At 38.1% G+C, this 19,809-nt stretch carries 17 protein-coding genes; 9 read left to right on the forward strand and 8 right to left on the reverse strand.

Annotated features, from left to right (window positions below):
• Positions 1-8 precede the first annotated feature (8 nt).
• From fdh3B to fdhD, 3 genes are read left to right on the forward strand one after another with little or no spacing between them, the layout of a single operon-like run.
• On the forward strand, positions 9-629 hold the full coding sequence (gene fdh3B / locus LS68_RS02005; RefSeq protein ID WP_034374149.1) for a formate dehydrogenase FDH3 subunit beta: 621 nt from the start codon (positions 9-11) through the stop codon (positions 627-629).
• Between the two features lie 4 nt (positions 630-633).
• The gene (locus tag LS68_RS02010; protein ID WP_199741460.1) at positions 634-1,620 is read left to right on the forward strand and encodes a formate dehydrogenase subunit gamma; all 987 of its coding nucleotides are present in this window, start codon (positions 634-636) and stop codon (positions 1,618-1,620) included.
• The gene (gene fdhD, locus LS68_RS02015) at positions 1,620-2,450 is read left to right on the forward strand and encodes a formate dehydrogenase accessory sulfurtransferase FdhD (RefSeq protein ID WP_241993645.1); all 831 of its coding nucleotides are present in this window, start codon (positions 1,620-1,622) and stop codon (positions 2,448-2,450) included. Before LS68_RS02010 ends, fdhD begins: the two co-directional genes overlap by 1 nt.
• Here the strand turns inward: fdhD and LS68_RS02020 are convergent.
• The gene (locus LS68_RS02020; protein WP_052100551.1) at positions 2,445-3,104 is read right to left on the reverse strand and encodes an FkbM family methyltransferase; all 660 of its coding nucleotides are present in this window, start codon (positions 3,102-3,104) and stop codon (positions 2,445-2,447) included. The two genes, fdhD and LS68_RS02020, sit on opposite strands and share 6 nt — an antisense overlap.
• Positions 2,989-3,447 carry a hypothetical protein gene (locus LS68_RS09750; protein WP_241993646.1) on the reverse strand — a complete coding sequence of 153 codons (459 nt, stop codon included), beginning with the start codon at positions 3,445-3,447 and terminating at the stop codon, positions 2,989-2,991. Before LS68_RS09750 ends, LS68_RS02020 begins: the two co-directional genes overlap by 116 nt.
• A 291-nt stretch (positions 3,448-3,738) precedes the next feature.
• Here LS68_RS09750 and LS68_RS02030 point away from each other — a divergent pair, with 291 nt between their 5' ends.
• The 4 genes from LS68_RS02030 (at position 3,739) to LS68_RS02045 (ending at position 9,804) form a co-directional block, all read left to right on the forward strand.
• Positions 3,739-5,145 (forward strand): TolC family protein, encoded by a 1,407-nt coding sequence (locus tag LS68_RS02030; protein ID WP_138090801.1) that lies wholly within the window; start codon positions 3,739-3,741, stop codon positions 5,143-5,145.
• Between the two features lie 45 nt (positions 5,146-5,190).
• Positions 5,191-5,886, forward strand: coding sequence for an efflux RND transporter periplasmic adaptor subunit (locus LS68_RS02035; protein WP_034371104.1), 696 nt, complete (start codon positions 5,191-5,193; stop codon positions 5,884-5,886).
• Entirely contained in the window at positions 5,886-8,960 is a 3,075-nt protein-coding gene (locus LS68_RS02040; RefSeq protein ID WP_034370101.1) for an efflux RND transporter permease subunit, read from the forward strand. Before LS68_RS02035 ends, LS68_RS02040 begins: the two co-directional genes overlap by 1 nt.
• 70 nt (positions 8,961-9,030) lie before the next feature.
• A complete protein-coding gene (locus LS68_RS02045; RefSeq protein WP_081950893.1) occupies positions 9,031-9,804 on the forward strand; it encodes a M15 family metallopeptidase in 774 nt (257 codons plus the stop codon).
• A gap of 89 nt (positions 9,805-9,893) precedes the next feature.
• Here LS68_RS02045 and LS68_RS02050 read toward each other — a convergent pair whose 3' ends face one another.
• Genes LS68_RS02050 through flhA form a run of 6 tightly spaced genes read right to left on the reverse strand, consistent with a single transcriptional unit; the run spans position 9,894 to position 16,723 of the window.
• Positions 9,894-11,273, reverse strand: coding sequence for a sodium-dependent transporter (locus LS68_RS02050; protein ID WP_052100204.1), 1,380 nt, complete (start codon positions 11,271-11,273; stop codon positions 9,894-9,896).
• A gap of 22 nt (positions 11,274-11,295) precedes the next feature.
• Positions 11,296-12,480 carry a cation:proton antiporter gene (locus LS68_RS02055; protein WP_034370105.1) on the reverse strand — a complete coding sequence of 395 codons (1,185 nt, stop codon included), beginning with the start codon at positions 12,478-12,480 and terminating at the stop codon, positions 11,296-11,298.
• A complete protein-coding gene (gene purN, locus LS68_RS02060; RefSeq protein WP_347232415.1) occupies positions 12,480-13,172 on the reverse strand; it encodes a phosphoribosylglycinamide formyltransferase in 693 nt (230 codons plus the stop codon). Before purN ends, LS68_RS02055 begins: the two co-directional genes overlap by 1 nt.
• Positions 13,123-13,395, reverse strand: a complete 273-nt coding sequence (locus LS68_RS02065; protein WP_034370107.1) for a hypothetical protein — start codon at positions 13,393-13,395, stop codon at positions 13,123-13,125. The genes purN and LS68_RS02065 overlap by 50 nt, the downstream gene beginning before the upstream one ends.
• Entirely contained in the window at positions 13,392-14,501 is a 1,110-nt protein-coding gene (locus tag LS68_RS02070) for a phosphoesterase (protein ID WP_034370110.1), read from the reverse strand. Before LS68_RS02070 ends, LS68_RS02065 begins: the two co-directional genes overlap by 4 nt.
• Before the next feature lie 8 nt (positions 14,502-14,509).
• Positions 14,510-16,723, reverse strand: a complete 2,214-nt coding sequence (flhA, locus tag LS68_RS02075) for a flagellar biosynthesis protein FlhA (protein WP_034370113.1) — start codon at positions 16,721-16,723, stop codon at positions 14,510-14,512.
• A 253-nt stretch (positions 16,724-16,976) separates the two neighbouring features.
• Between flhA and LS68_RS02080 the strand changes: the two genes are divergently transcribed.
• A complete protein-coding gene (locus LS68_RS02080) occupies positions 16,977-17,219 on the forward strand; it encodes a DUF3781 domain-containing protein (RefSeq protein ID WP_034370116.1) in 243 nt (80 codons plus the stop codon).
• 52 nt (positions 17,220-17,271) lie between these two features.
• Positions 17,272-19,809 (forward strand): leucine--tRNA ligase, encoded by a 2,538-nt coding sequence (leuS, locus tag LS68_RS02085; protein WP_052100205.1) that lies wholly within the window; start codon positions 17,272-17,274, stop codon positions 19,807-19,809.

Genomic DNA, 19,809 nt, shown 5'->3' on the forward strand with positions numbered 1-19,809 from the left:
GGTAAAAGATGAGTTTAACTTATTTGGATAATGCTAGTCGTATTAGATTCTATTGCGATACAAATCGTTGTATTGAATGTCATGGTTGCGATGTCGCGTGTAAAGAAGCCCATCATTTGCCCGTAGGGGTGAATCGCAGACGCGTGGTAGTTTTGAATGAAGGTATAGTAGGCAAGGAAACAGCCGTTTCTATTGCTTGTATGCACTGCTCTGATGCTCCATGCGCTCAAGTATGTCCGGTAGATTGTTTTTATATTCGTGCAGATGGGATTGTGCTTCACAATAAAAAAACATGTATTGGTTGCGGATATTGTTTGTATGCTTGTCCTTTCGGAGCTCCTCAATTTCCTAAATCTAATGTTTTTGGTTCAAGAGGTGCAATGGATAAATGCACATTTTGTGCTGGAGGACCAGAAGAAACTAATAGCCCTGAAGAATATGAGCTTTATGGGCAAAATCGCATAGCAGAGGGTAAAGTGCCGATGTGTGCGAGTATGTGTTCGACAAAGGCTTTATTGGCAGGTAGTGGAGAAGAAGTATCTAAAATTATCACGCATCGCTCAACTGTCAGAGGTGAAAATATCCCTAATGCTGTGCCCAATGTGTGGAAAACTGCATATGGAGAATAGGGAGATGAAAAATGCAATGATGTTGTTTAGAATCTTAATTTTTACTTTGGGATTCGTAACTTTTGCTATGGCTGCTAATCCAAGTGTGCCACAAAAAGATGGCAAACAATATGCAGAAGTTATTAGCGGAAATAATGATTTGATTCGTGAAAGTGATCGTGCCAATCCTAAGATTTATGGTGGTCCCGAAGTAGAGGCGATTAAATCATGGGGTTTGGATTCTCCTAATGGTTTAGGTGTGGGTGAGCTTTTTACAATCTTGCAGGGTAAGTATTTTGCACTTATCTTTTTGCTGCTCATTATCTTTGTGCCTTTAGCCTTTTACGGACATTATAAAATCATTGGACAACGGCATTATGCGCATGGTAATTTCTTGCTTGTTTTTAGTAAATACAATATCATCGTGCATTGGTGCGCTGCCGTCCCTTTTGTGTTAATTTGTCTTACAGGGCTAATGATGGTTTTTGGAGACAAGTTTGGAGGTGGTGCGTTTATTAGATTCGCTCGAGATGTGCATGGTTTTGCCACGATTTTTTTTGCTATTTTTGGGACATTGATGTTTTTTATGTGGGTGAAAGATTGTTTGTTTCACTCTTATGATATTAAATGGATGATGATTCTTGGTGGTTATCTTGATAAGGTTAATCGCGAGATTCCCGCACATAAGTTTAACGCAGGGCAAAAAATGTGGTTTTGGATAGCGACATTAGGCGGAGGCGTGATGGTAGTTACAGGCGGTATTATGTTCTTCCAATGTGCAGAGATTAATACATTGCGTTTAATGGCATTGACACACAATATCGTTGGTTTTCTTGTGATTGCATTACTCATCACGCATATTTATATGGCAGTGTTTGCTATTGAGGGTGCGCTTGAAGCAATTCTTAATGGAAAAATGGGCGAAGAAGAAGTTTCTATGCTTCACAGCTTGTATTACAAAGATTTGCAAAAGCTCGGAAAACTTGATTCTATGAGAGTGGAAGGGCATTAATGTTTGCAAAAGAATCACCTTTGAGTGAATTTGCACATAAAATATCAATGGTTAAAGTGAGGCGAGACGATATTGCCTCGTCTTCACTCCATTATGAAAATCATCTTTGTGAAGATTATATTGTCGAAGAACAACGGATTGCTTTTTATCTGAATGATACAAAATTGCTTTCAGTGATGAGTATGCCTAAGGATCAAGATGCTCATTTGGTTGGATTCTTGATGAGTGAGGGCGTTTTAGATTCTGTCGATGATGTGATTTCTTTGGAGATTGCTCCCGATGGCTTGAGTGTGCGAATGCAAGCACATATCAAGGAAGAAAAACTTGCGCATTTGCACAAAGAAAAAACTCTTACTACAGGGTGTTGTGTCGGAGTGAGCGCAAACTTTGAAGGTGAGATTATCCAAAAATTTATCACTACGCCGATGAATGTGCCAATGCCTAGAATCTTTGCATTGCTTGATACATTCAATCAACCTACAGAGCTTTTTTCGCTCACGGGGTGTGTCCATAAAGCGATGCTCGTGCTTGAAGATGATAAATATCTTATCAGTGAAGATGTGGGGCGACACAATGCGATTGATAAAGTGATAGGTAAGGCAAGATTATCGGGCTTTGATATTACGCACTCGATTCTCATTGTCAGCGGACGTCTTTCAATGGAAATGGTGATTAAGGCTGCTATGCACTCTATCCCGATTGTCGTTTCTCGCTCGGCAACGACTTATTTAGGAATCAAATCTGCTCAATTACTTGGCATAACGCTTATAGGTTTTGCAAGAGGAGATACGCTCAATATTTATGCTCACCCTGCGCGTATTGTTTTATAGCTTGAGAGATTGCTTCTGTGCAAATCGAATAGGAATCTCTGGATTACTAATCCATGAAGGATAATCCAAATCTTGCAAAACTCCCTTTTCTCGTTTTTCATTTGTCTTTAGGTTGCGCATTATTTTATGATTACAATAGCTGACTTCTAAAGTCGTGCTAAAAAATAATCCTTTACTATAAAAGATTTTGCCATGATTATTAAAGTGCAAGTGAATAGGCGTAAAAAAATCATTTAATCGTTGTAGCTGTGTGATTCTGTGATGAAAACCTTGTTCTTCTTCTGGATTGCAACCATGGAATTCAAAAATGACTTGCGTGAAGTATTGTGCTAAGATTTTCATATCAATGTTTTTTAGCATATCCCATTCTGCATTTTCAATATCAACTTGTAGGATATTTTCTTGTGTTGAAACCAATCTATTATCACGGAGCACAGATTCTAAGGTAATTGTAGAGTCGCTGTCATAAGATGCGATAAATTTCTTGTGAAAAGTGATGTTTGGGTGTGTGGGGTAGGGTGAATTTGCGATGCTCCCGTCATATTCTCTGACAGAAAAGCCCAATTCTGCCATTTCTAAATCCCAAGGTGAATTTTCTGAAACACCCAAAGAGATGGCTATGGGCTTTTGTGATTTTCGTGAAGAAGGTTTCATTGCCCCCCCCCCCGTTTATTTGCTTAGTTTTTAGCATCACATAGCCGCCGTCTCCTGCACCACCGATTCTTATTAATGAATCTTGATTGAGTTTGGTGGGTCGCAGGATTGTGAGATATTGTGAGATTCTCTCAAATACTTGCGCATTGTCATTAAGTCGGATATAGTTTTTGTCTCTTGTTTGTAAAAGATGTAGTAGGGTTTGTTTATCTTGTTCGTTAATTAAAGAGTGAGCAATCACATTAGACATTAGGATTTGACTTTGGAGGAGATTATTTTGTTTGATGTGTGAGATCAGATTCTCTAAAAGGTTTTTGAGTGTTGTCAGGTTTTGAGATTCCATAAGTTGCCTTTATCTATGATTTTAGGATTTGCTAGAATTATAGCATCAAGAATCAATTTTTCATCTTTAATATCATACAGAATCTGGCATTTTCTATTTGGTGTTGTGAGAGATTTATCATTTTTATGAAATTATTTTGCAATCAATCTTGCCCGTATTATTCAATAATTTTTATTTAAAAATATAATAATAAAATAAATTTAGGTGTATATGCAACTATTTATTAATTCGTGCTAAAATTCTGCTTACTTTTTATAATTTTATGGTTGTAACCACAAGGGAGAAAATAAAATGAGACTAGTGATTATAAGTTTGGGGCTATTGGTATGGCTTAATGCCCAAGTTTATGAGAATCCTTATCCTAAAAATGCCTATCTAGCAAGTGCTGATAATGCTCAAACCTCTGATATACAAGATGAAACGACATCTGATTTGGATAATGAACAAACAGAATCTGCACAATCAGAATCCGAAGAATCTATCGGACGCACTTTTACACTTGCAGAACTCATAGAGGGAGCAAAAAAGAACTATAGTCTTGAGGCAAAGGATTTGGCAATCTTGCAGGCTCAAGCAAACAAATCAGGGGCATACAGCGAGTTTATGCCTACGATTGATGGGAGCTATCAATATCAATACAATAATAATTCTAATATGCGCCTTGATGGACACACAGGGAATGTAAAGGCGAATTGGGAGTTTTTCAGTGGGCTTAAGACCTATAACAAAGTGCGAGAAAAGCAATCGCTTTATCGTGCAAGTTTGGAAGATAAAGAAACCACCAAAGACCAGCTTTTTTTAAGCATTATTGAGCAATATTATACTTATTTTACTAATCGTGCGAGATTCCTTTCACTTGATCATAAGAGAATCCAGCTCCAAGCAAATGTAAAAAGAGTAGAGCGGCTTTTCAAAGCAGGGCTTACGACCATTGATGATTTAGAATCTTTGCGTGCGGAGTTGCTAACCACAGAACATGACATTGAAAGCGTGAGATTAGATATTGAAAAAAACAAATTGACACTCTCATGGCTGACTAATAGTGATGTTGGCTCACTTGAGCGTAAGACGATTAAAACACCCGTCTTTAACCTCAACGAGAATCGCCACGATTTGAATATGCTCACTTATCAAGCAGCGGGTTCAAAATATCAAGCAAGACAAATGACTTATTTGCCAACTATCGGCATTAGTGATAGCTATTCGCTTAATAGTGGATTCGGGCAAGGTTTGCATACAAAAGGTGATACAGGAGGCTTTGATATGTCTCAAATGATTCTGCGCTCTTATCCCGGCTATCAAAATGTCGTGATGGTAACAGCCAGCATTCATCTTGATGCTTTGACGACTTATCGACAATATGAGGCAGCTCGATTAGGGTATCTACAAATGCTTAAAAACCTTGCATATAAGAAAGAAGAGCAAAAGAAAGATGAGAGAGTGTACCGTAAAAGTTTAGAGATTGCAGCGACAAAGATTAAGGCAAGTGAGGCAGCTTTGCGTTCTGCAAATATTGCTTTTGAAAATGTGGCGAAAAAATATGACGCACAGATTCTGAATTTTATTGATTATTTGTCATCTTTGACAAAGAAATTTGAGGCAGAAGCGACATATAATCAAGCACTGAATGATTATGAAATGCAAAAAGCTTATTATATTTATTATAGTGGGCAAGACTTACAAGAGCATATCGAGTAGTGTTTGAAGCAAAGATTTGAAGAAAAAGGATAGAGCGTGAAAAAGATGTTTCGAGTCGTGTTGGTTTGTTTGATGTTTGTTTCGTTTGCTAAAGCTGAAGATGTGTATGCGATTTTTAACGCAGAGGCGATTCAAGATGCAGACTTAAAACTTGCAGTGAGCGGTATTGTGAATGAAATCTTTGTCGATGTGGGGAGTGAAGTGCATAAGGGAGATAAGCTTTTGACACTTTATAGTCAAGACTTAGAAGCACAAGTGATTGCTCTTGAGCATCAATATACTTTTGCTAAAAAGCAATACGAGAGATATAATCGTTCTGGTGGTGCAGTCGATCGAAACACTTTAGACAGATACCGCTCTGAATTTAAAAAGCTTGAGGCAGATTATAATTATCACAGAGTGATGTTAAACAAAACAATCTTACGAGCACCCTTTGATGGAGTTGTTGCTTCTAAAGATGTGGATTTAGGTGAAGGGGTCTCTGCAAATAGCACGACACTTTTTCGTGTCATCAGCAAAGAGGTCAAACTCGTCCTTGAATTTGATTTCAAATATGTATCAAAAATCAAGGTAGGAGACACATTTGACTTTTCAATTGATGGACGCAAAGAAACGATGAGCGCAAAGATTTCTAAAATCTATCCTACTGCTAGCACAACCAATCGAAAGGTCAAAGCTGAAGCACTTGTATCTGGCGTGATACCTGGGACTTTTGGTGATGGATATATAAGGATAAAATAATGTATAAGTTTGCCATTACTCGTCCTATTGCGACATTAATGTTTGCTTTAGCGATTCTATTTTTTGGATTCTTGGGTGTTAAAAAAATGCCTGTTGCATTATTCCCAGATATTGATTTTCCTATTGTCGCTGTGATTACAAGTTATCCGGGAGCAAGCGCGGAAATTGTAGAAACTAAACTCACAGATAAAATAGAAGAAGCGATTATGGGGATTGATGGGTTGAAGAAAATCACTTCAAGCTCTGCGAGAAATTCAAGCGTTGTGATTGTGCAATTTGAGCTTGAAAAACCCCTTAATGAGGCAGTCAATGATGTGCGTGATAAAGTAGGAACGGTGCAGCTTGATTCAGGTATTAAGAATCCGGTGGTTTATAAATTTGATAGCTCTTCTGCGCCTATTATTTCACTTTTTCTCACGAGTGATCAGGTTGAAGCTTCAGAAATGATGCGACATGCAAAGGACAATATCAAGCCGATTTTGCAAAAAATTTCGGGCGTGGGTGGTGTCGAGATGCGTGGGCATCGTGAGCGACAAATCAGAATCTTTGCTAGTCCCTCATTGCTGAATAAATACGGCATAACTTATACAGATATTTCCAATAAAATTGGTTTAGAGAATCTTGAAATTGATGGTGGAAGGCTGATTGGGACATTGAGTGAATGGGCTGTAACCACAGATGCACAAAGCTCTGCTTTAAGTGATGTGGGTAATATTCGTATTGCTGAAGGCATTAGACTAGCCGATATTGCTACCATTGAAGACACTATCGAGGAAGATAAGACTTTTGCTGCATTTAACAAAACACCCGGTGTTATTTTTGAAGTGCAAAAAATTTCTGGAGCAAATGATATTGCTATTGCAGATGCAGTGATGAAGGCATTGCCTCAAATCGAAGCGATTAGCCCAGAATATGAAATCAGACCTTTTAAGGATACTACACAAAATGTGCGTGCTTCTATTGCATCAGTAGAATTTGATGTGATGCTAGGCGTATTTTTGGCTGTGTTTGTTGTCTTTATGTTTTTACGAAGTGCGACTATTGCGTTTGTATCGTTGTTGAGTATTCCTATATCGATATTTGGGACATTTGCGTTGATGAATTTCTTTGGATTCTCACTCAATATGCTTACGCTTTTGGCGGTAGCTCTTGCGATTGGGATTATTATTGATGATGCGATTGTGGTGATTGAAAATATTCACAAAAAACTTGAAAAAGGTATGCGCAAACGCGAAGCAGCCTATGAAGGTGTGAGAGAAATCGGATTTGCGTTGATTGCGATTTCTGCGATGCTTTTATCTGTATTTATCCCTGTGGGAAGTATGAGTGGGATTGTAGGGAGATTTTTCCAAAGTTTTGGAATCACGGTAGCTGCAGCGATTGGGATTTCTTATATCGTTGTGATTACAATTATCCCCATGATTTCTTCCATCGTTATTAACCCTAAGCATTCACGATTTTATTACCGCACAGAGCCTTATTTTCAAGCTTTAGAATCTGCATACATTGCTACCTTAAAAACGGTGTTGCGTCATAAGATTAAGGTTATTGTAGGGATTATTGCCATATTTTTTTCATCTTTAGTCTTGCTAGGAATCTTAGGAATGGAGTTTATTATTCCCGATGATAAAAGTGAATTCCAAGTCTTTATGGAAACAAAGCCGGGCACGAGTATGGAGGCAATGAAAGAAAAGACTAATCAACTACAAGATATTGTAATGTCGCATGAAGATGTTGCATTTTCAACCTTGCAGATTGGCTATGACACCCAAAAAACAATCTTTAAGGCTCAAATTTATGCGAGGCTTAAGCCTATTAAAGAGCGAGCAAGTAAGCAATCACAATTTAAGATTATGGCTGAAGTAGGGGAATGGCTTAAAGCAAGTGAAGCGGGTAAAGGGTTTGTGATTTCGACCTCTGAAGTATCTGATTTTGGTGGAGGAGATGATTCGCCTTATCAAGTCGCTATTCTTGCCCCTAATGATGCAGTGCTCAAAAAGACTAAAGATAACTTGATTAATCTTTTAAACACTGATCCAATTTTGGCAGGTAAGGTAACCAATATCCACCTTAATACATCAGATGATTTGCCCGAGTATCGTCTTAGAGTGCTTCGTGCAAATGCTGATCGATATGGTGTGAGTGCGCAAGAGATTGGAAATGTCGTGCGAGGGGCATTTTCTGGTGAGGCGGCAATAGGATATTATAAAGAACGGGGCAAAGAATATGATATTACAATCCGTGTGCCTGATGATGAGAGAATCTCACTGAATGACATTAAGAAATTGCAAGTCAAGAATAGTCGTGGGGAATTGATGTTTGTTGAAGGATTGGTTGATATAGAAACGACAACTGCTCCTTCAGTGATTTCGCGTTTTGATCGGCAGCGAAGCGTTACCGTGTATGCGTATCCCATCAAAGATTCTGGTATTTCTTTGGGAGATATGATGCGAGTTACTGCTGATAAAAAGGACCAATGGCTTGAACCCGGGACAACTTATCGTTTGCAGGGAGAAGCCGAACATGCTGAAGAGATGACAATGGCTTTTCTTGTGGCAGTTTTAACAGCTATTGTATTGATTTATTTGATTCTCGCTGCTTTGTATGAATCATTCTTGCAACCTGTTGTGATTATGATGACCTTACCTTTCAGTTTCTCTGGTGCGTTTATCGCATTATTTATCGTGCAGCAACCTTTCAGTATGTTTTCGTTAATGGGGCTTATGATTCTTATGGGATTGGTAGGAAAAAATGCTACCTTATTAATTGATGTTGCTAATGAAAAGCGCAAAGAAGGTCATTCGACAGATGAAGCATTGATCCTTGCGGGAGGTTCGCGTCTGCGTCCGATTCTGATGACAACAATTGCTATGGTGTTTGGAATGATTCCTCTTGCAATCTCAACAGGAGCAGGTTCGGGAATGAAATCACCAATGGGTATCGTCATTATCGGCGGATTGCTTTTCTCAATGTTTCTTAGTTTGCTTATCGTGCCTGCTATTTATCGATTCCTTGCGCCTTTAGATGATTGGCTACAAAAATTCTATAAGCCTAAAGCGGAGGATAAATTCTAAGAAATAAAAGTGCATAAAAGTTGTAAAATACCCTAAGCCTTTAAGGTTCATTTTTTGCTTGAGAGTAAATATGAGATCAGCGGTTTTGGTATTTTTATGTATTTTATGTGTGCAGGCTATGGGGATAGATAGGGATAGAATCGCTCAAGAATGCCTCAAAAAATATTATCCTCAAATCAAATCCATTGAGGATAATCAAGTCATTTTGCATGATGGAAGAGTGTTTGTATGGAATGATGGTATCAAAAAGACCTATGAAGAAAAGGTTCTTAATCCCGATATGCACAATGCCTTTGAAGTTCCCTATCCTTTTCATGGCTCTATTGTGGAACGTGATAAAGATACTTCGAGGATACGACATTTGGAATTTTATAAATCGATTTACGGAGACACAGAAGATGAAGTCGCTTCGAATCTCGTCAAGATTCCATGGCTTAGTGAGTGGATTGATCAAAGCTATATTTATGTAAGCTCTCGTAATGGTGCAAGTGAAGCATTTAAGAGAGTGATTGAAAAGCTTGAGAATCTTCCCCCGACATATTTTCAATTTCTCAAAGATCAAGATGCTTTTTATTGGCGTAATATTGCAGATTCTCCGAATCTTTCTCCTCATAGTTTTGGTATCGCACTTGATATTAACACACAATATTCTCAATATTGGCTTTGGGATATTAAAGAGCGCAAACAATATCGTTATGAGAATCAAATCCCTTTAGAGATTGTTCAAATTTTTGAGGAGGAAGGCTTTGTGTGGGGTGGGCGTTGGTGGCATTACGATACGATGCACTTTGAGTATCGTCCAGAGATTATTTGTTTTGCAAAAAATTACAATGCCTCCCGATAAGCGTGAAACACAGAATCTTAGTTGATTTACAAGATTCTGTGTTTTGTGTTTGCAAAGAATCGGGCTAGAATCTTTTAATCTTATTTCGCTTATGAAAAGAATGGTAAAAATCGCGTTATTTTTTCATAACTAAGTATTTTAGGGAAAGTGCCATTAATAAAAATGAGCAAAATAATAAAAGGCAGGATAAATTTCACATAATAAAACCATACTTTAGTGAGTTTGGGGGCAAGTGAGCCGTTATTGCTTAACTCTTGTATCGCTTCATTTTTAAGCACCCAGCCTACAAAAAGCAGTGTGCCTAAAGAGGTCAGCACGAAAAGAATATTGCCACTGATGAAGTCAAATTGATTAAAAACTTCTTCGCTAAGGATACAAGGGATATTACCTAAAACAAAAATAACACCTAATGTGATATTGATTGCTGTTGTGCGTGGGATATTGAATTTTTCATTCAGAGCTGTAATGATAACCTCATAAATAGGCAGTGAAGTTGTCAGAGCAGCCGTGAGAAGTAGGACAAAAAATACAATGGCTAAGACATTACCTAAATAAATATGTGAAAATACAATAGGGAGAGCTTGAAAAACAAGACTCGAGCCTTGTGTGGGCTCAAGGTCAAAGCTAAAGAGTGAGGGGAAAATCATAAGTCCTGCCAAAAGTGCGATGAGTGTGTTAAGAATACCTGTTGTGATAGCGGTTTTGATCATATTTTCTGATTTTTTGAGATAAGAAGAAAGTGTGATCATCACGCCAAATCCAAGTGAGAGCGCAAAAAAGACTTGCCCTAATACATCAATAAAGAGTTTAGGAGTGATTTTGCTAAAATCAGGCATCAGATAGAATCTCACCCCCTCCATTGCATTGGGTAGTGTGAGATTCCGAATAACCATAATGATAAGGCAAATAAGCAGCAAGGGCATAAGGTATTTCATACTGCGCTCAATACCATTAATCACACCTTTTTTGAGGATAAACCAGTTAATGCTAACAAAAAGCATTGTCCAAATACTAATCATTATAGGGTTATGTTCAATCTGTGTGTGATAAAAATGTGAAGCGATTTCTTTATCAATCGGCGAGGAGAGATTCAGATTCCCGTTTAAAATATTAATGATATAGGTAATGACCCAGCCGCCTAGCACCATATAATATGCCATAATCCCAAATGCCCCCAAAACTCCAAGATAGCCAACAAGGCTAAAAATTTTTGGAATGGGCTTTGTGTTTGCTACGCCCTTAAAGGCGTCAATGGCGTTTTTATGAGCGCGCCTACCGATGACATTTTCTACACAAATAACCGGGATTCCTACTAAAATCATTGCAAGAACAAAAACAAGCACATACGCCCCACCACCATTTTCGCCAACTAAATAAGGGAATCTCCATGTTGCACCAAAGCCGATAGTCGCTCCTGCAACGGTTAAAACATAAGTGAGTGTGTTGCTCCATGTCTGTCTTTTTTGCATTTTTTATCCTTGAATGTTGAGATTATTTTTTGGGTTTGATTGGTTTCCAAAATGTGTAAATGATTTTAATCAGAATGCTAAAAATAATGCCTTCTAAGATTGCACCGAGAATGAAAGACGCATAAATCGTATCGTTAAGCTCTCCTAAGCCCTTGCCTAAAGTTGCAGTAGCAATAAGAAATGTTAAAGGCATAGAATCACTTAAGGCAAAAAGAAGTGTGTATTTTACATTTTTAAAATATTGGCTAAAGACAATACTTGCAGAAATAATGCGCAAGGCTAACATACCCAAAATAAGATAGGAAGCATGAAAAAGGATTTCGATATTTGTAAAAACAGCGGTGAGGTCAAGTGTAGAACCCACATAAACAAAGAAAAATGGCACAAAAAACCCGAATCCAAAATCATGAAGTTTTTCGGGGAGTTTTGCTTTGTATTTGAAAAAAGTGCTTAGGATTGTTCCTGCGATAAATGCACCTAGCACTGCTTTAATATCCAAAAATAGCATTAAAAGCACAAAAATGAAAAGCAGCATTACTGCAAAGCGCAAATCTTGAGAGTTTGTGTCGTCTCGAGGAAGAAATAAAAGCTTGATAGAGGGTTTCCACCAAAATATGATTTTTGTGAGTTTGAAGGCTATAATCACTAGAATCAAAAATACAACTAAGACGATGAGTTTGTGTCCGAGTTCTGTATTCATACCATGCCTTGTAGAGCCATCGATAATCACCAATACTGCAATACTGACGAGCTCACCTATGATGCCAATTTTTAGGGCAAGATCTAGCCATGGTTGATTTTTACCATAGTCTTTGATTAATGCTACGATCATTCCTAAACTCATTACGGGAAATGCTGCGATATAGATATAGGACAAACCTGCGCTTAAAACCACAATGCAAGTGATGCTGTAAAGTGTGCAAAAATATGCTAAGGCTCTAAGCATAAAAGACTTACGAAGTTTGGTAAAGGATTTAATATCTACTTCTAAGCCACACAAAAACATCAAGAATAAAAAGCCCACTTCTGAAACGACTTTGACTTCTTCGGATTGATTGAAAAAGGTAAAAAAATGTGCGCACAAAGCCCCTAGTATCATTTCAACGACAACAAGGGGGATTTTGGTAAGATTACTGATGGGAGAGGCTAATAAGATAAGCACTGCAAAAATACTGAATGCAGAAACGATTTCCATCGTGTGATTCATTATTTAGTCTCCTGTGGTGAATCTTGTAGTGATGTCGCATCAAGATTCAATGCTTGAAGCACGGCAATGGGATAAAGCTCGTATTCAAGCGTATGGATTTTGTGTTCAAAAGATTCTAAAGTATCTGTTGATTCTAAAGCGACTGACTTTTGAGTGATCAACGCTCCCCCATCAAGCTCTTCATTGACCCAATGAACACTCACACCACCATAAGAATCGCGTGCGTTAAAAGTATCAGCAATAGCATGCGCACCCTTATGGGCAGGCAAAAGGGAAGGGTGAATATTGATAGTAGGGAAATGTTGCGTGAAACTCGGCGTGAGAATCCGCATAAATCCAGCCAAAATACAAAGATCAATATGATGAGAATCTAAAACTTTAATCATCGCCTCATCAAATGCAAGGCGAGAAGAAAAATCCTTGTGGGGGATAATGACACAAGGAATGCCTAAATCTTGAGTGCGTTTAATCCCATGCGCAGAGGGATTATTGCATAAGGTAATAGCGACTTCAAGCTTGATATTTTGTTTGTCAGAATCTTGAAATACTTTTTGATGCAATGTTTCGATGAGATTTTGCATATTACTTCCATTGCCGCTAAACAAAATGGCGAGTTTGCGTGTGAGTGTCAAGAGAATCTGCCTAACGAAAAAATTTTGGATATTTCTGACGCAAAGATTCAATGATACCAATCATTTCTTCTTGTCCATAGGGAGCATCTTCTGGAAGCTTGGCATAAAAAATATCCATTTGTTCTGTATAAAGCTCAATCAAGTCCTTGATATGTTGTTTTTTTGCCCCAGCAAAATGTAATGCTACCGAAAGCATATCAATCACTTCTAAAGCCATTTCTTCAAGACTCATCTCAAGGGTTAATTCATCACTAATAGCTTCATTGATATGTTTATTGCTCATCGCTCCTCCTTATTTTTGTCTAAAATATATTGCACTTGTGATTTTATATCTGCATACGCAAAGCTTTCTTTAAAGCCATCAATCTTGCCGCCTGAAGCATTTTTATGCCCTCCACCATTAAAAAGCTCTTTGCTCATGAGACTTACATCGCAGTTACCATTTGCTCTTAGGCTTACATTGCCTTTGGTATTGACATCGAGATAGAAATCGTATTCGGGATTTTGTCGTAAAAAAAGATTAGCTAATACGCTGATTCCACCCATTGAATAGCTTAAGAATCCTCTTTTGTCTTTATAAAATATCGTGCAAAGCTGCTTTTTTGAGCTGAGCAAATGCACTTGGATATTTGATGTGATGCTATCCATTGTTTGTGTTTGGGGATTTCCACCCAAGGCAGTTTTTTTGATACTATAAACTGCATTATCAAAATGCACTTCCCCATGAGGTGTGTCTAAAAACTCTTTCATTGATTCTATCAGTTTAAATTTATAATCACGATGTTCCTCATCAAACATAAAGCGATTAAGTTCATTGCTTGTGCTAATCACGCCCATTGCGACTTTACCAAAAGCAAACTGATAGCCATCTTCAAGCCAAATATCTACGGAATTGATCATTTGGCTAAGATTCTCTATCCATAGTTTGCGTGTGCTATCACGCATAGGGTATTGAAGACTTAAAGTATCAAAGGTGATTTTGGAAGCGCATCGAGACGAATCGAGATTATACCATTCGTATTTTTGCATACATTCTTGTCCGCTAATATGGTGATCTAAAAGTAAAATATCCACATCGATACCAGAGATTTTAAGCTCTTCAATGCGTTGATGAAGATGATGCGCTTCATTTAAAGTAAGATTAAGATCTGTGATGAGAATCAAGAATTTTTCGGAAGAAGTGTTTTTATGTTTAGGTGTTTTGCCAAATTTAGAAGCAAGCAAACTTTCCGGCGTATGTGTGATATGATCAAGTATAGTGTTTAAACGCACCAATACTTCCTTACCATAATTTGCATTATAGAAATGAATATGCTCAAAAAATTCTTTGGCAATGAATTGACAGCCGTAGCCATCAAGGTCTGTATGAGAAAGGTGAAAAACGCGCATAAATCTCCTTAAGTAAAGTCAATATGAAGTGTGCCTATCACCTCAAAAGGTGTGTGAGCATCAATTTCGGCATTGCTAAGCACTACGACATTTGTTTTGAAAGATTCAAGAAGTTTTGTGAGTGGTCGGCGAATCTTATAATCCACAAGAATAATAGGCACAATACTTTTTCTTACCCTGTCTGCTTCCTGTCTAATGGTATTAACAAGCTTTTCAATATTATCTGTGGAGAGTATGAAAGTCTTGCCACCGGGTTGTTCTTTGAGTTTATTGACAAGGAATTGTTCAGAGCCAAGTGAGAGGGTAAAGATTTTCAATGTGCCATCTTCGGAGACAAATGTATCTGTGATAGTAAGAGACAAGCGAGAGCGCACTTGTTCAACCATTGCATCTAAATCATCACGCAAAATTGGATAAGTATCAGTGATACTTTCAAGGATTGTAGGTATATCTTTGATAGGGATTTGCTCGTGAAGAAGTTCTCGCAATACATAGCGGATAGTGCTCATAGGGATTTTTTCTGCTTCGCTAATGATCACAGGATAATCTTTAGCATGACGCGTCATTAACATTTTGACTTCATCTTTTGTAATAAATTCTTCTGCATATTGTTTAATCAGCTCTGTCATATGAGTGGTGATGATTGTTGAGGGTTCTACAATCACATAACCTTGTATAATTGCATTTTCTCGATCTTTTGCATCAATCCATAGTGCGTCTAAGCCAAAGGCTGGTTCTTTAGTGGGGATTCCCTCAATGGGCGATCCTATGCCCCCGGTATTCATCGCTAGATATTTATCAGGCATGACATTTCCTTCGCCGATTTGTCCGCCACGAAGCAAAATGCGATAGTGGTCAGGCGATAGGCTTAAATTGTCTTTAATACGCACTTGCGGGAGAAGAAAACCATATTCAGCGGCAATTTTTTTACGCATACCACGAATGCGCTCGAGTAAATCACCATTTTGTTTGACATCTGCAAGACGGATAAGTTGGAATCCTAAGTGGATTTCAAGTGTGTCAATCTTAAGGGCTTCATTAAGCGAAGCTTCTTCTTCTTTTTTGATTTCTTCATCGGTTTTATGAGGCTTTTGAGCTTTGTGTTGGGCAATGTCGGTTTCTGTTTTTTGGGATTGTTTATCACTTGCTGTGCTTGATTGAGAATCTATTTTCTTACCAAGCCATTTTTCAATCGTTGAAAATAGGCTCGTTACATCTTCGCGACTTGTAAGCCATGCTACTCCCAAGAAGAATATGCCCACAAAGCCTAGCGAAATAGGCAATCCCGGAACGAGTGCAAAGAGAATCAAGATAAAACCAACAATGACAAGGATTTTGGCATTATTTGTGATTTGTGTGATAATGTCGCCTGCAAAGTTTGTTTGAGAGCTTTTAGCGGCTCGAGTAGTGATGATACCTGTAGCAGTAGCGACAATAAGAGCAGGAATCTGTCCAACTAATCCATCACCAATGGTGAGAATCGTGAAGGTTTCCGCGCTTTGTTTAGCAGTCAGTCCATGCTGAAAAACACCGATGAGAAATCCACCGATAATATTAACAATAGTGATGATGATTGAAGCAATGGCATCACCTTTGACGAATTTACTCGCTCCGTCCATTGTGCCATAAAAATCTGCTTCTTGTGCTAGGGCATCGCGCCGATTCTGCGCTTCTTCTTGGTTAATAAGCCCTGCATTTAGGTCTGCATCAATCGCCATTTGTTTGCCCGGCATCGCATCAAGTGTGAATCTTGCACGCACTTCAGTAACACGCGTTGATCCATTGGTGATAACAATCAGATTCACAATAACGAGAATCGTAAAGACGATGACCCCAATGACATAGTTTCCACCGACAACAAAATTACCAAACGCACCCACGATACTGCTCACAGCTTCTGGTCCGTTATGTCCTTCACTAAGGATCATTCGCGTTGTAGCGACATTGAGAGCAAGACGATAGAGTGTTACGATAAGTAAAACCGTTGGGAATGCTGAAAATTCCGTTGCTTTATCAACATAAAGTGTGAGGAGAATGATTAAAATCGATAAGGCAATCGAAATACTTAAAAGAAAATCAAGCACTCCAGAGGGTAAAGGCACGATAATAATGCCGATAATAACGATGATGAAACATATAACAATCATCTCTTTGCTCTGCGTGAGATGACGGAAAAAGGGCAGAGTTTGATCGAGAATCTTAGATGTATTTAATGCTGGCAATTTCTATCCTAAAATTATTTCTTTAAAATCTATGATATTTTTAGCAAACTATTTTAGCAAGATTTTTGTAAAACTTTGCTTGTATCTTTGAGGTTTGTAATTTCAGCGAAATTTATGTTGATTTGAGAGGACGCAAAAGCAATTATTGAGCGTATTTTAATGTTTTTTGCCCTACAATGGCATTTTGCATTTCCTAAATAGGGCAAAAATCGCAAATAGTGAATTGGGATTGCAAGTTGAAGGTGGTTTATTTATGGATAAGGAAATATTATTAGCCAACATAGATAAGATTCACACCACTCCATTGGGGATAACTAGGATAAGGAATAATCTCCAATTAGATGCTTGTGATGTTGTAAGTCATTGTAAAAGCAAGATTCTAGACAAAAATTGCAGAATCTACAAGCAAGGAAAGAATTGGTATTGTGAAATAGATTCTGTAAGAATCACATTAAATGCTAGGAGTTATACAATTATCACTGCGTATTTGCTTTGATAGATGCTTAAGTCATTTAGGAGTTAATAAAATTAGGGAAGGATATTTGGAAATGGATAAAAATGGACAAAGTGTGCAAGTGGAGCATCATACAGAATATAATCCGCGAATGATTGAAACAAAATGGCAAGCATTTTGGCAAGAACACAGAAGTTTTGAGCCTGTTAGTATTGATACTCAAAAACCTAAAAAATATATTTTGAGTATGTTTCCTTATCCAAGTGGAGCAATTCATATGGGGCATGTGAGAAATTATTGTATTGGTGATGCCCTAGCGCGCCATTATCGTAAAAATAATTTTAATGTCTTGCACCCTATGGGTTGGGACGCTTTCGGAATGCCTGCTGAAAATGCTGCGATTAAGCACAAAACACACCCAAAAACTTGGACTTATGCAAATATTGACACAATGAGAAAAGAGCTTCAAAGTTTAGGGTTAAGTTTTTCTAGGGAACGTGAATTTGCTACAAGTGATGCGATTTATACACGATTTGAGCAAGAATTTTTTATCAAAATGTGGGAAAAAGGTCTCATCTATCGTAAAGAAGCTTATTTGAATTGGTGTCCTAAAGACCAGACCGTGCTTGCTAATGAGCAAGTGATTGAGGGGAAATGTTGGCGTTGTGATACGCCTGTGGTGCAAAAACAAATGTTTCAATATTATATTAAAATCACAGATTATGCTGACGAACTTTTAGAAGATTTGGAGAGTTTAGAGGGGCATTGGCCTACACAAGTGATTACTATGCAAAAAAATTGGATTGGTAGGTCAAGAGGTTTGAATTTTCGTTTCGAGCTAGATTCTCATACTAAAGAACAATTGGATCATCAAATCACGCATCTTGAAGTCTTTACAACACGCGCCGATACGATTTATGGCGCGACTTATTGTGCTATCGCTCCAGAACACCCGATTGTGCAAAAAATTTGTGAAAAAGGGATTTTAGAATCTGATGTATTGAGTGCAATTAAAGCAATGCAGAATAGCTCAATTAAAGAGAGGGCTTTGAGTGAAAAAAGCGGTGTGCCTTTGAATCTGTTTGTGATTCACCCTTTGACGCAAGAGCGTTTGCCAATATGGGTGGCGAATTTTGTCTTAATGGACTATGGAAGTGGGGCGGTGATGAGTGTGCCAGCCTATGATGAAAGAGATTTTGAATTTGCTAAAAAATATCACTTGCCTATTAAACTCGTGCTTGCTACACCCGAAATGCAAGGAATGGATTCTTATCGTATTGATAACGATTTACAAAAAGCCATCATACATGAAGGGGCAATGATAGGAGGGAGATTCAATGGATTAATCGGCGATGAGGCGAGAGAACAAGTCATTAAATATTTTGAGGAACAACAATGGGGAGAAGGTGTCATTAATTATCGTTTGCGTGATTGGGGCGTATCTCGTCAGCGATATTGGGGTGCGCCTATTCCTATGGTGCATTGTGAAGAGTGTGGCATTGTGCCTGAAAAAATAGAGAATCTGCCTATTGTTTTGCCTGAAGATGTAAATATTGATGGTGAGGGTAATCCTCTTGACAAACACCCTGCTTGGAAGCAATGTCTTTGTCCAAAATGTGGCAAACCTGCGCAAAGGGAAAGTGATACAATGGATACTTTTGTGCAATCAAGCTGGTATTTTTTGCGTTATAGCACGCCACCATCATTGTGGGAGAAACAAGCCTTTGATGAGGCAAGTTTGCGTTATTGGCTTAATGTCGATGAATACATTGGCGGCATTGAACATGCCATTTTGCATTTGCTTTATGCGCGATTTTTTACAAAAGTGTTGCGAGATTTGGGTTATATTCATATTGATGAACCTTTTGCAAATCTTCTTACACAAGGTATGGTGCTTAAAAATGGTGCAAAAATGAGTAAGAGTAAGGGTAATGTTGTCGATCCTAATAGTTTGGTCGCTCAATATGGTGCGGATACAGCAAGGTTGTTTGTGTTATTTGCTGCACCGCCAACACGAGAGCTTGAATGGAATGATAGTGCTGTGGAGGGTTCGTTTAGATTCTTAAAGCGTCTGTGGGATCGTTCGATGTATATTTTGCCTGATTTTGCCCAGTCTGATGCTTCGGCATTGATAGATTCTCAAACTTGCAGTCTTAACAAAGAAGAAAAAGAGGCGCGTAAGAAAGTCTATGAAGCTTTGCAAAAAAGTCATGAAATTTTTAGTAAGAAACAAAGTGGCTACGCATTTAATACGCTGATTGCTGCAAGTATGGAAGCTTTTAATGCTTTGAGTAAGCAAGATAATCCACGAGTGTGGAGTGAGGGCTATTATATTTTATTGCATATTTTAGAACCCATTGTGCCTCATATTTGTTGGGAATTGAGTGAGCGATACTTTATGTGCAAAAATTTTCAATCTATTCCTGTGGATAAAACGGCTTTGGAGAGTCAAAGTGTGGTTTATGCTATTACGATTAATGGTAAAAAACGCGCAGAAGTGGAAATGACATTAGATTTAGATCAAGGACAAATCTTAGAAAACGCACGCGCAAGTGTGGCTAAATGGCTCAAAGATGCAAATATCAAAAAAGAGATAGTTGTGCCTTTTAAGCTTGTAAATTTTGTGATTTGA

Origin of the sequence: Helicobacter sp. MIT 05-5293 (assembly GCF_000765665.2) — a bacterium.
Lineage (GTDB): Bacteria > Campylobacterota > Campylobacteria > Campylobacterales > Helicobacteraceae > Helicobacter_C.